This window comes from Pseudomonas parasichuanensis (genome assembly GCF_021601385.1).
Lineage (GTDB): Bacteria > Pseudomonadota > Gammaproteobacteria > Pseudomonadales > Pseudomonadaceae > Aquipseudomonas > Aquipseudomonas parasichuanensis.
On record NZ_BQHO01000021.1, the window covers coordinates 49,060 to 61,122 of the forward strand.

The 12,063-nt window shown below is 66.1% G+C and carries 10 protein-coding genes; 8 read left to right on the top strand and 2 right to left on the bottom strand.

Annotation, left to right across the window (positions count from 1 at the left end; translation table 11 throughout):
• Positions 1–55: 55 nt before the first annotated feature.
• Both L6D77_RS17155 and L6D77_RS17160 read left to right on the top strand, forming a co-directional pair.
• Positions 56–2,776 (top strand): M16 family metallopeptidase, encoded by a 2,721-nt coding sequence (locus tag L6D77_RS17155; protein ID WP_232882992.1) that lies wholly within the window; start codon positions 56–58, stop codon positions 2,774–2,776.
• A gap of 60 nt (positions 2,777–2,836) precedes the next feature.
• Positions 2,837–3,829, top strand: coding sequence for a hydrolase (locus tag L6D77_RS17160; protein WP_232882993.1), 993 nt, complete (start codon positions 2,837–2,839; stop codon positions 3,827–3,829).
• Positions 3,830–3,922: 93 nt separating this feature from the next.
• On the opposite strand, the gene L6D77_RS17165 is transcribed toward L6D77_RS17160, so the two are convergent.
• Entirely contained in the window at positions 3,923–4,777 is an 855-nt protein-coding gene (locus L6D77_RS17165) for a sulfurtransferase (RefSeq protein WP_232882994.1), read from the bottom strand.
• Between the two features lie 35 nt (positions 4,778–4,812).
• The gene (locus tag L6D77_RS17170) at positions 4,813–5,478 is read right to left on the bottom strand and encodes a TetR/AcrR family transcriptional regulator (RefSeq protein ID WP_232882995.1); all 666 of its coding nucleotides are present in this window, start codon (positions 5,476–5,478) and stop codon (positions 4,813–4,815) included.
• 170 nt (positions 5,479–5,648) lie between these two features.
• Between L6D77_RS17170 and L6D77_RS17175 the strand changes: the two genes are divergently transcribed.
• From L6D77_RS17175 to ggt, 6 genes are all read left to right on the top strand, one after another.
• Positions 5,649–7,079 carry a coniferyl aldehyde dehydrogenase gene (locus tag L6D77_RS17175; protein WP_232882996.1) on the top strand — a complete coding sequence of 477 codons (1,431 nt, stop codon included), beginning with the start codon at positions 5,649–5,651 and terminating at the stop codon, positions 7,077–7,079.
• Positions 7,080–7,095: 16 nt separating this feature from the next.
• Positions 7,096–7,581 carry a twin-arginine translocation pathway signal protein gene (locus L6D77_RS17180; RefSeq protein WP_232882997.1) on the top strand — a complete coding sequence of 162 codons (486 nt, stop codon included), beginning with the start codon at positions 7,096–7,098 and terminating at the stop codon, positions 7,579–7,581.
• Positions 7,582–7,708: 127 nt separating this feature from the next.
• Entirely contained in the window at positions 7,709–9,307 is a 1,599-nt protein-coding gene (locus L6D77_RS17185; protein WP_232882998.1) for a GMC family oxidoreductase, read from the top strand.
• Between the two features lie 111 nt (positions 9,308–9,418).
• Positions 9,419–9,898, top strand: coding sequence for a pantetheine-phosphate adenylyltransferase (gene coaD / locus L6D77_RS17190; protein ID WP_232882999.1), 480 nt, complete (start codon positions 9,419–9,421; stop codon positions 9,896–9,898).
• Between the two features lie 119 nt (positions 9,899–10,017).
• Positions 10,018–10,269, top strand: coding sequence for a YfhL family 4Fe-4S dicluster ferredoxin (locus L6D77_RS17195; RefSeq protein WP_011531711.1), 252 nt, complete (start codon positions 10,018–10,020; stop codon positions 10,267–10,269).
• The gene (ggt, locus tag L6D77_RS17200) at positions 10,269–11,951 is read left to right on the top strand and encodes a gamma-glutamyltransferase (protein ID WP_236170099.1); all 1,683 of its coding nucleotides are present in this window, start codon (positions 10,269–10,271) and stop codon (positions 11,949–11,951) included. The genes L6D77_RS17195 and ggt overlap by 1 nt, the downstream gene beginning before the upstream one ends.
• Positions 11,952–12,063: the final 112 nt, after the last annotated feature.

The following is a 12,063-nucleotide window of genomic DNA, read 5'->3' on the forward strand; positions in this document are numbered from 1 at the left end:
CAGCTGAAGTGCCCGAAGCTGCTCCGATCATCACTTGCGACGGAGCACTTCGAGCATGGCCCTCCCCCCGACAGTCAACCTTTCTTCACTGATCCCTGTGGCAGAACCGCCGCTGCAACATTTCGTTCTCGACAATGGCTTGAACGTTTATCTGCAAGAAGACCTGCGCAGCCCCCTGGCCTGTGTCCAACTCTGTTATCACGTTGGCGCCAGCCACGATCCCTTGGGGCATACCAATCTGACCCACCTGCTCGAACATATGGTGTTCGAGGGTAGCGCCAAGCTCGCACCCGGACAGTTTTCCAGAGTCATCAGCCGACTGGGTGGCGAGACCAATGCCTCGACCCTGGAAGATGGCACCGTCTACGAAGTGACACTTCCAGCTGCGCGCCTGGAAGTCGCACTGGAGATCCTGGGTGACACCATGGCCAACGCCAACCTCACATCAGACGGTTTCGAGCGCGCCGTCAAGGCAGTCAACGACGAGCGCCGGCTGAAACTCGACAACAACCCTGAACAACAGGCGTTCGAACACCATAAACGCCTGGCCCACGGCAGCAGCCCCTACGCCGCCCGCAGTTTCGGTGACGCCGTGGACCTTCAATACATGAAGCCCGACACCGTACGCACCTGGTACCGCACGTGGTACCACCCCAACAACGCGTCACTGGTGGTGGTTGGCAACGTCGATCGGTTGCGTTTGCAGGGCTGGGTCGAGCGCTACTTCGGTCCTTGGGGTGCAGCAGTGCTGCCTCAACAGCCCGTTCCGGAGCAGACGGTAGAGCATCAGCCACGTCAGCAAGCCATCACGCTGCCTGGGCTGCGCGATGGCCTTTACCTGTCCTTCAATGTACCGAGCCTGGCGACTGCCGACTCAACCGCCACAGCAGCGGCCTTGATGCTGCTACCGGAACTGCTGGCCAATGGTGCCGCTTCGATGCTGTACGCCAGCCTGGTCCGTGATCGGCAAGTGCTCACAAGAATCGAAGCCTTCTATGACCACCTGACCCGCGGCGACACGTTGCTGACGCTGCATGCCTACAGCAATCCCGACAAGAGCACGCCACAACAGGCCATCGAGCAGATACGACACATCATCGATGCAGTCCGACAGGCTCCCCCCAGGGCTCAGACACTCGACGCCCTCAAGTTCCGGCTGCTTACCGCGCGGCTCATCACCAGGGGTACAGCGCAAAGACAGGCCGAATCCATCGCCTCGCATGCCCTCAGCGGGTTGCAGCCCGAGGTGCATGATCAGGTCCTGCAGGCACTGATTGCACTCACGCCTGAAGATATCCAGTTGGCCGCACAGCGGTTCCTCGCCGACGACCGCATGGCGGTTACCCACATGCTCGCAGCGCATGACCCAAATCCGGAAGAAAGCGAACACCTGCCAATGACCTGCGCGGATCTTGCCGGCAGCCTTGCAGCGGCCGATTTCTCCAAACTGCAGTCAGCTGCCAGCATCGACACCCATCAGCTGCTTCCTCCGGCCCAGTCAGTCCAGACCTGGGACACCGCCAATGGCAGCCGCGTCGTCTTCGTCGCCACACAGGGTTCACCATTGTTCGAACTGAGCCTGCGCTTCAATGCTGGCGCCTGCCAGGACGGCGACACCCCGGGCCTTGCGGCGCTTACGCTGTATTCGCTTGATCAAGGTATCGAAACCCTGGACGCCCAAGGCTTCGCGGCTGGGCTCAGCGGCCTCGGGGCAAGCGTGCAAAGAGACATCAGCCACGACCATGCGCGAATCGATCTGAGCGCACACTGCTCGGCGCCGCTACGCGAAGCGGCGCTCGAACTGTTCACCGCGATGGTTGCCCGGCCAGCCCTGAGAGCAGACGCATATTCCGGCATCAAGACGCGAATGCTCCGGTACCTGCAGCGGCGCGAAAGCAGCCCAGCACAACGCATCGACGTGGAAGTGCTCAGCCGCCTGTTCCCGCAGCATGCCTATGGCAGCGACTATGCAGGCACCAGCGTCAGCGTCGCCGATATCGACGTGGACAACGTCAAGGCATTCCATCAACGCGCCTATACCGCCGCAAACCTGGAGATCACATTGGTGGGTAACCTGAGCCAGACAGAGGCCAGGCAAATGCTTGACACGCTGACCCTGGCGCTGCCAGGCAACCGCCCCGCGCTCCCGTCACCACAACCCGTGACCCCACTAGACAGGGCCATCGCCGTCCACCTGGAGCAAACAGGCAGCAATTGCGAGGTGACCCTGGCCCTGCCCCTGGACGTGGCGCGCTCTGACGCCGAGTACACGGCCATGGTCGTAACCCACGAGCTACTCGGCGCCGGCTTCGAGTCGCGCCTGGTTACCGAGCTCCGTGAGCGCCGCAACCTGACCTACAGTATCAGCAGCCATTTGCGCACCTACCGGGCAGCCACCTTCCTGTACATCAGTTGGGACATCGACCCCGCCTACCTTGATGCCTCTGTGGATCTGGTGAAGCAGGTCATCCAGTGCTTCATCGAACACGGGCCAAGCCAGGATGAACTGGAACTTGCCGTCAACCAACGGGGGGGCGGTTTGCTGCGCTCATTTGCCGACAACAAAACGCTGGCAAAAGAGCTGGCCGACCTCGGGCCCGAAGCAGTTGCCACGGACCATCCCGCGGCCTGCCTGCAACAGTTGGCGCAACTGTCCCCAGCCGACGTACAAGCCGCGGCCAGGGGCTTGCTCGCCATTGAGCGCTGCGTATCCATCAGCGTCGGCCCGCGCATCGAACAGAAAGCCCTGCCTCTGTTGCCCACAGCCGACCAATAGCGCAAATACAGTGGCGGTGTTTCATGGCACTCTAGTCGGGCACATCATGAGTCGCCCAGCATGCCCGACCTCACCGCCACGTTCCGCCCGGCTACCGGCCTGGCCAATCCGCACCTGCAGACGCTCTGGGGCCCGCTGTGGCGCAAGCTCCCCGAGCTGCCCCGCGAACGCGAGCGCCTGTGGCTGGCCGACGGCGACTTCCTGGACCTCGACTGGTATGGCCCGCACCAGGCCGATGCGCCGCTGGTGCTGGTGCTGCACGGGCTGACCGGCTCGTCCAGCTCGCCTTACGTCAAAGGCCTGCAGCAGGCGCTGCAAGCACGCGGCTGGGCCAGCGTGGCGCTCAACTGGCGCGGCTGTTCGGGGGAACCCAACCTGCTGGCGCGCAGCTACCATTCCGGCGCCAGCGAAGACCTCGCCGAAACCTTGCGTCACCTGCGTGCCCGGCGGCCACTGGCGCCGCTGTATGCGGTCGGTTACTCGCTGGGGGGTAATGTGCTGCTCAAGTACCTGGGCGAGCACGGCGCAGACAGCCTGCTGGAAGCGGCGGTAGCGGTGTCGGTGCCGTTTCGCCTGGACCAGTGCGCCGACCGCATCGGCCTGGGGTTCTCCAAGGTCTACCAGGCGCACTTCATGCGCGAGATGCTGGCTTATGTGCAGAGCAAGCAGCAGCACTTTCGCGACAAGGGCCACCATGACCGGCTGGCCGAAATCGAACGCCTGGGCTCATTGCGCAACCTGCGCACCTTCTGGGATTTCGACGGCAAGGTGACTGCGCCGCTCAACGGTTTTCGCGATGTGCACGACTACTACCGGCGCGCTTCCAGCGGCTACTACCTGCGGGAGAACTGCACGCCGACGCTGATCATCCAGTCCAGCGACGACCCGTTCGTGTTCGGCCACAGCTTGCCGAGCGCCGAGCAGTTGGCGCCGCAGACACAGTTCGAGCTGCACAGCCGGGGTGGCCATGTGGGGTTTGTCGACGGCAGCCTGCGCAATCCGGGGTACTACCTGGAGCGGCGGATTCCGCAGTGGTTGGTGGACGGGCGGTAAACCTGGTCGGCTTGCTCCTACAAAGACAGTTGCTCCCCATCGATCGCGCCACCCTCAAGGCCAGAACCGCGGCTCCCACAGGTACAGGGCAGCTCAATCGCCAGTCGCCACCCCACGCTGCGGATCGTTGATCCACTCACTCCAAGACCCCGCATACAAGCGCCCCAACGGATATCCCGCCAGCGCCAACGCGAACAGGTTGTGGCACGCCGTCACCCCAGAACCACAATACGCCACCAGCTGTTCCGGGGAGCGCCCACCGAGCTTCTCGGCAAACCGCTGCTTGAGCTGCTCGGCCGGCAAGAAACGCCCATCCGCCCCGAGGTTGTCGGTGAACGCCGCGCACTGGGCGCCCGGGATATGCCCGGCCACCGGGTCGATCGGCTCCACTTCACCGCGAAACCGCGGCAAACCCCGGGCATCGATCAGGGTCAGTTCAGGATCACCCAGGCGCTTGAGCAGGTGCCCGGCATCGATCAGCAACTTCATGTCCGGCTCACCGCTGAAGTTACCCTCGCGCTTGACCGGCGGATCCAGGCTCAATGGCAGGCCCGCCGCATGCCAGGCCTTGAGGCCGCCATCCAGGATGGACACCGCGTCGCGCTTGCCCAACCAGGCCAGCAACCACCAGGCCCGCGCGGCAAACATGCCCGGGCCGTCGTCGTACAGCACCACGCGGCTGTCATCGTCCACACCCCACTCGCGCAGGCGCTCGACCAGCTGCTGTGGCTCCGGCAGTGGATGGCGACCGGTGCGGCCCTTGACCACCGGCCCACTCAGGTGATGCTCAAGATCAGCGAAATGCGCCCCGGCGATATGCCCCTGGGCGTAGCTGCGTTGGCCGTAATCGACATCTTCAAGGGCAAAGCGGCAGTCGAGGATCACCAGGCCGGGCGCGTCCAGTTGCTCGGCCAGCTGCTGCGGGGTGATCAGTTGCGCAAGGGGCATGACAGTCTCCTGATGAAGGGCTCGAAGGCGCTGGTTCAGTGCTCCAGGGCCTGGTTGAACGGTACATGGAATTCGTTGCACAAGGTGTCGACAACGGCGCGCGAGCCGGGCGTGACGAAGCCCAGTTCCAGCACCAGCACCTGATAGACGCCGCGCTTGAAGGCTTCTTCACCCAAATGCGCGGAATGTTCGCGGGTGGTGCTGAGAAAACGCACCCACGAGGTCAGCACGATCCAGGCATTGATGGTCAGTGATTCGATCTGCGCGGCATCCATGGCCAGGATGCCGGCCTCGACGAAACCGCGGTAGATCGCCTGGCCCTGCTGCAGGCAGCGCTGGGAAAAGCGCCGGTAGCGGGCGGCCAGCTCCGGGTCGCTTTCGAGCAGGTGCTCGAGGTCGCGGTGCAGGAAGCGGTAGTTCCACATCGCCGCCAGCAGCGCCTTGAGGTAGAAGCGTTTGTCCTCAACCGTGGCGACGCGGCCCTGGGGCGGGCGCAGGAAGCTGTCGACCAGTTCTTCGTACTGGCTGAACAGCACGGCGATGATCGCCTGCTTGTTGGGGAAGTGGTAGTACAGGTTGCCGGGCGAGATTTCCATGTGCGCGGCAATGTGGTTGGTGCTGACGCTGCGCTCGCCCTGCTGGTTGAACAGCTCCAGGCTGTTCTGCACGATGCGTTCTCGGGTGTTCATGCGCGGGGCCATGCTCAGCTCCAGTCTCCGTGCGTTCAAGTGATGGGGCATCTTACGGGCTATCGCCCCGCGACGTCAGGGCAGAGCAGCGCAAATGTCCGCTGATCTGGCAGATAAATCACTCACCCCGGCAGGAATTAGAGTATAGGCTCTACTCACTCTTTCCCACGGGTGCCCGCGCCATGACGTCGATCATCACCTCACCCCCCGTTACTTGCAACAGCACGCTGGAGGCGATGTTCGCCGCCCAGCGCCAGGCATTTTCCGGCAACCCCATGCCACCGGCAGCACAGCGCCGGCAGTGGCTGAAAAGCCTGCGCGAAGCACTGCTTGACGAGCAGGAGGCCTTGATCGCGGCCATCGACAGCGACTTTGCCGGGCGTAGCCGTGACGAAACCCTGCTCGCCGAACTGCTGCCCTCGGTGCAGGGCCTGCGCCATGCCGAACGCCACCTGCAACGCTGGATGCGGCCGTCGCGCCGGCGCGTCGGCCTGGCCTTCCAGCCCGCCAGCGCCAAGGTGCACTACCAGCCGCTGGGCGTGGTGGGGATCATCGTGCCGTGGAACTACCCGCTGTTCCTTGCCATCGGGCCGCTGACCTGCGCCCTGGCGGCCGGTAACCGGGTGATGCTCAAGCTCAGCGAAGCCACGCCGGCCACGGGGCAGGTGCTCAAGGCGCTGCTGGAACGGGTGTTCCCCGACGACCTGGTCAGCGTGGTGCTGGGCGAGGTGGAAGTCGGCCAGGCCTTCGCCCGCCTGCCCTTCGACCACCTGTTGTTCACCGGCGCCACCAGCATCGGCCGCCAGGTGATGCTGGCGGCGGCGCACAACCTCACCCCGGTCACGCTGGAGTTGGGCGGCAAATCGCCCGCCATCGTCTCGGCAGATGTACCGCTGGACACTGCCGCCGAGCGCATCGCCTTTGGCAAGACCCTCAACGCCGGGCAAACCTGCGTCGCGCCCGACTACGTGCTGGTGCCGCGCGAACGCCTGGATGCCTTTGCCGACGCCTACCAGCGCGCGGTGCGCAGGCTCTACCCGCGCATCGCCGACAACCCCGACTACAGCGCGATCATCAACCCGCGCCAGCTCGACCGCCTGGAGCGCCTGCTGGCCGATGCCCGGGCACAGGGCGCTCAGGTGCGCGACCTCTACCCCGACGAGCCGCGCCAGGGCCGCCGCCTGCCGCCGCACCTGCTGCTGGAGGTGAACGACAGCATGCAAGTGATGCAGGACGAGATCTTCGGCCCCTTGCTCCCGCTGGTGCCCTACGACCACCTGGACCAGGCCCTGGCCTATATCAACCAGCGCCCGCGCCCGTTGGCGCTGTACTACTTCGGTTATGACCGTGGCCAGCAAGCCCGGGTGCTGCGCGACACCCACTCCGGCGGCGTGTGCCTCAACGACACCCTGCTGCACGTGGCCCAGGACGACCTGCCATTCGGCGGCGTCGGCCCGTCCGGCATGGGCCACTACCATGGCCATGAAGGGTTCCAGACCTTCAGCAAGGCCAAAGGGGTACTGGCCAAGCAACGCCTGAACGCTGCCCGGCTGATCTACCCGCCCTATGGCAAAGCCTTGCAGCGCCTGGTCTACAAACTGTTCATCCGCTAAGCGAGGAAGGCTGCGCATGCACCGTCGCGACCTGCTCAGGTTCAGCCTGGGCGCCAGCGTGTTCCTCGGCACCGCCAGCCTGATTGGCTGCTCGAAACAGGCGCCCTCAGCGGGTTACCAGGTGCTGCGCGATGACGATCTGCCGCTGTTGCGGGCCCTGATCCCCGTCGTGCTGGCCGGCACCCAGGCCACTGAAGCGCTGGTGCTGCACAGCCTCGACGGCAAGCTGGCGGCACTGTCGCCGGCCATGCTCAAGCTCACCCGGCAGTTGTTCGACGTGCTCACCCTGCCGTTGACCCGGGGGCCGCTGACGGGCGTCTGGGGCAGCTGGAATGAGGCCGGCAGTGCCAAGGTGGAGGCCTTTCTCGCCCGCTGGGGTGGCAGTTCGCTGAACCTGCTGCGCCAGGGGCATGCGTCATTGCTGCAACTGTTGTCGATGGCCTGGTATGAGCGGCCGGAAGCCTGGGCTGCGTGTGGTTACCCGGGGCCACCGAAGATTTGAGCTTTAGGGATACGTTCGAGCTTGTCGGGGCTGCTTTGCAGCCCTTTCCGGCCGGAGCGCCGGACCGGCCGGAAAGGGCCGCAAAGCGGCCCCAGCAGCACCAAACCCAACAACAAAGGCCGCGCCCATGCCCGCCCCCGACCCGTTTCGCCAAGGCCTCGAACAAGGCTGGATCACCCACGATGCCTCGCGCCTGGAGCAGGACCTGACGTTTGAGGCCGATGTCGCCGTGATCGGCAGCGGCGCAGGCGGTGCCACCACGGCCGAGGCACTGAGTGCCGCCGGCCTGAACGTGCTGCTGATCGAGGAAGGCCCGCTGAAAACCAGCAGCGACTTCCACCTGCTGGAGCACGAAGCCTACGCCGATCTTTATCAGGAGGGCCTGGGCCGGCTGAGCAAAGAGGGCGCCATCACCATCCTCCAGGGCCGCGCAGTGGGCGGCACCACCCTGGTCAACTGGACCTCGAGCTTTCGCACCCCGTCGCAAACCCTTGAGCACTGGGCCCGGGAACACGCCGTCAAAGGCCTGGACAGTGCCACCCTGGCCCCCTGGTTCGAGCGCATGGAGCAGCGCCTGGGCATCACCCCCTGGGCGCTGCCACCCAACGCCAACAACGACGTGCTGCGCCGTGGCTGCGAGGCGCTCGGCCACCGCTGGGCGGTGATCCCGCGCAACGTGCGCGGCTGCTGGAACCTGGGCTACTGCGGCATGGGCTGCCCGGTCAACGCCAAGCAGTCGATGCTGGTCACCAGCATCCCGGCCCTGCTGGAAAAGGGCGGCACGTTGCTCTACCTGGCCCGCGCCGAACGCTTCAGCCATGACGGCCAACGCATCGACCACCTGCAATGCCAGGCCCTGGATGCCCGGGGCGTACACCCCACCGGCCGGCAGGTCCAGGTGCGCGCCCGCCACTACGTGCTGGCCGGCGGCGGCATCAACAGCCCGGCCCTGCTGCTGCGCTCCGAGGCCCCCGACCCGCACCAACGCCTGGGCAAACGCACCTTCCTGCACCTGGTCAATTTCAGCGCCGCGCAGTTTGCCGACAAGATCGACCCGTACTACGGCGCGCCACAGTCGATCTACAGCGACCAGTTCCAGTGGCAGGGCGGCGTCGACGGGCCGGTCGGCTACAAACTCGAAGTGCCACCGCTGCACCCGGCCCTGGCCAGCACCCTGCTCGGTGGCCAGGGCCAGGACAACGCCCTGCGCATGGCCGAGTTGCCGCACACCCATGTGATGCTGGCGCTGCTGCGCGACGGTTTCCACCCGGACAGCCCGGGCGGCCAGGTGGAACTGCGCGGCGATGGCTCGCCAGTGCTCGACTACCCCGTCACCGACTACCTGCGCGATGGCTTGCGCCGGGCCTGGCACAGCATGGCGCAGATCCAGTTCGCCGCCGGGGCCCGCCAGGTCATGCCCGTGCATGGCGATGCCCGCTACATCAGCACCCCCGCGCAAGCGACCGAGATGATCGACGGCCTGCCCCTGGAGCTGTTCCGCATGCGCCTGGGCAGCGCCCACGTCATGGGCGGCTGCGCCCTCGGCGAAGACCCGCGCCAGGCGGTGTGCGACAGCCTGGGCCGGCATCATCAGCTGGAAAACCTGTCGATCCACGACGGCTCGCTGTTCCCCACCAGCATCGGCGCCAACCCGCAGCTGTCGGTATACGCCCTGGCCGCGCGGCTCAGCGAGGCACTGGTTGGCCGCCTGACACAGACCGCATGACAGCCGATACACACAATGTCTATAGTGCCATCAGCCAGCCGCGCGGCTTGGCCAGGCGCGGTCGCTGCGCTACCATCCGACTCCCCAACGCACTCCAGCCAGGATGACGCGATGAACCGAGTGTTGTACCCGGGTACTTTCGACCCCATTACCAAAGGCCATGGCGACCTGGTCGAGCGCGCCTCGCGACTGTTCGATCACGTGATCATCGCCGTGGCCGCCAGCCCGAAGAAAAACCCGCTGTTCCCGCTGGAGCAACGGGTAGAGCTGGCCCGCGAGGTCACCAAGCACCTGCCCAATGTCGAAGTCATCGGCTTCTCCTCGCTGCTGGCGCACTTCGCCAAGGAACAGAACGCCAATGTGTTCCTGCGGGGCCTGCGCGCGGTCTCGGACTTCGAATACGAGTTCCAGCTGGCCAACATGAACCGCCAGCTGGCCCCGGACGTCGAGAGCCTGTTCCTCACGCCTTCGGAGCGTTATTCGTTCATTTCCTCGACGCTGGTCCGGGAAATCGCCGCGTTGGGCGGTGATATCGCCAAGTTCGTCCACCCGGCGGTGGCCGACGCGCTGACCGAGCGCTTTCGCAAGTAACTTTCGTGCCCGGGGCGCGTCCCGCTGACGCGCCCGCGTGCACTGCGGGCGCGAATCCGGCACAATTGCGCCTATCGCATTGAAACATGCCCGGGCCCACCGCCCCGGCCGGAGTCCCCATGTCCCTGATCATCACCGACGATTGCATCAACTGCGACGTCTGCGAACCCGAGTGCCCGAACGCTGCCATCTCGCAAGGCGAAGAGATCTACGTGATCGACCCGAACCTGTGCACCCAGTGCGTGGGCCACTACGACGAGCCGCAATGCCAGCAAGTCTGCCCGGTCGACTGCATCCCGCTGGATGAAGCCCACCCGGAAACCGAAGACGAGCTGATGGCCAAATACCGCCGGATCACCGGCAAGGCCTGATGCCGTTCGTCGCCGCGATACGCCGCGCCGCGCTTGGCGCTGCCCTGGCGCTGCTGGCCACGGCCGCCCAGGCCGACGGCCCGGGCCGCGCCGCCATCGCCAGCCCGCACGCCGAAGCCACCGCCGCTGCCCGGCAGGTGCTCGAGCAAGGCGGTAACGCCTTCGATGCCGCCGTGGCCATCAGCGCTGCCCTGGCGGTGGTCGAGCCCTACGGCTCGGGCCTGGGCGGCGGTGGTTTCTTCCTGCTGCGCGAACAGGCCGCCAGCCCACGCTACGCCTTCCTCGATGCCCGAGAGCGCGCACCTGCCGCCGCCCGCGCCGACATGTACCTCAAGGACGGCAAGGTCCAGCCCGGCCTGTCGATCAACGGCCCGCTGGCGGCGGCCATCCCCGGCCTGCCCCAGGCCTTGGCCGACCTCGCCGCCCGCCACGGCAAACTGCCGCTCAAGGACAGCCTGGCACCGGCGATCCGCCTGGCCAACCAGGGCTTTGCCGTCGACCGCATCTACCGTGACCGCGCCACCATGCGCCTGACGGCGCTGCGTGATGACCCAGAAAGCGCCCGGCTGTTTCTCAGCGCCAACGACGTACCGGCCCTCGGCACGGTGATTCGCCAGCCCGAACTGGCCGCCACCCTGCAAACCCTCGCCGCGCATGGCCGCGACGGTTTCTACCGTGGCCCCACCGCCCAGCGCCTGGTCGATGGCGTGCGTCAGGCCGGCGGCCTCTGGAGCCTCGACGACCTGGCCGATTACCACACCGCCTGGCGCGAGCCGCTGCGCTACCAGTTGGCAGAACAACGGGAACTGATCAGCAGCCCACCGCCTTCGGCAGGGGGCATCGCCCTGGCCCAAAGCCTGGCGATGCTCCAGCGCCTGCCCTGGCAAAGCGCCGAGCCGGTACAGCGCAGCCACTACGTGATCGAGGTGCTGCGCCGGGCGTACCGCGACCGTGGCCTGCTGGGCGACCCGGACTACGTCGCCAACCCGGTCAACCGCCTGCTGGCGCGCCACTACCTTACCGGCCTGGCGGACAGCATCGACGTGCACCAGGCCACGCCCAGCAGCGCCCTGCCGCCGTCACCGGCCTGGCGTGAAGGCGACCACACCACTCACTTCGCGGTGATCGACGCCGACGGCAACGCGGTGTCCGCCACGCTGTCGGTCAACCTGCCGTTCGGCGCGGCGTTCAGCGTGCCCGGCACGGGCGTGGTGCTGAACAACGAGATGGACGACTTCGCCGCCGACCCCAGCGGCAGCAACAGCTACGGCCTGGCCGGTAGCCAGGCCAACGCGGTCGCGGCCGGCAAGCGGCCACTGTCGAGCATGAGCCCGACCTTCATCGAAAGCCCGAGCCAGTTCGCCAGTTTCGGCACGCCGGGCGGCAGCCGGATCCCGAGCATGGTGTTGCTGTCGGTGCTGGGGTTCCTGGAGGGCCGCCCCGTGGCCGAATGGCCGGCGACGCCGCGCTACCACCACCAGTACCTGTCGGATGTGGTGGAGCATGAGCCGGGGACGTTCAGCGACGCACAAAAAGCCGAGCTGCAGGCGCGCGGGTATCGGTTGAAGGATGTGGGGCGTAACTACGGCAACCAGCAGGTGCTGTATTGGGACAAGGCTGGCGGGACGGTCGAGGCGGCCAGTGATCCGCGGGGTGTAGGCGAGGCAGTGATAGTCAACTGAACTGCTGTCACCTGCACCGGCCCTATCGCCGGCAAGCCGGCTCCCACACTTTACAGCGCAGCCCCCTGTGGGAGCCGGCTTGCCGGCGATAGGGCCGCTCAGCGGCCCCTCC

Excerpts from the sequence above, each read along its gene's own strand:
- L6D77_RS17170 (WP_232882995.1), bottom strand. The coding sequence starts at position 5,478 with ATGGCCCCGCGCATGAACACCCGAGAACGCATCGTGCAGAACAGCCTG.
- L6D77_RS17175 (WP_232882996.1), top strand. The coding sequence starts at position 5,649 with ATGACGTCGATCATCACCTCACCCCCCGTTACTTGCAACAGCACGCTG.
- L6D77_RS17155 (WP_232882992.1), top strand. The coding sequence starts at position 56 with ATGGCCCTCCCCCCGACAGTCAACCTTTCTTCACTGATCCCTGTGGCA.
- L6D77_RS17165 (WP_232882994.1), bottom strand. The coding sequence starts at position 4,777 with ATGCCCCTTGCGCAACTGATCACCCCGCAGCAGCTGGCCGAGCAACTG.
- coaD (WP_232882999.1), top strand. The coding sequence starts at position 9,419 with ATGAACCGAGTGTTGTACCCGGGTACTTTCGACCCCATTACCAAAGGC.
- ggt (WP_236170099.1), top strand. The coding sequence starts at position 10,269 with ATGCCGTTCGTCGCCGCGATACGCCGCGCCGCGCTTGGCGCTGCCCTG.
- L6D77_RS17195 (WP_011531711.1), top strand. The coding sequence starts at position 10,018 with ATGTCCCTGATCATCACCGACGATTGCATCAACTGCGACGTCTGCGAA.
- L6D77_RS17160 (WP_232882993.1), top strand. The coding sequence starts at position 2,837 with ATGCCCGACCTCACCGCCACGTTCCGCCCGGCTACCGGCCTGGCCAAT.
- L6D77_RS17180 (WP_232882997.1), top strand. The coding sequence starts at position 7,096 with ATGCACCGTCGCGACCTGCTCAGGTTCAGCCTGGGCGCCAGCGTGTTC.
- L6D77_RS17185 (WP_232882998.1), top strand. The coding sequence starts at position 7,709 with ATGCCCGCCCCCGACCCGTTTCGCCAAGGCCTCGAACAAGGCTGGATC.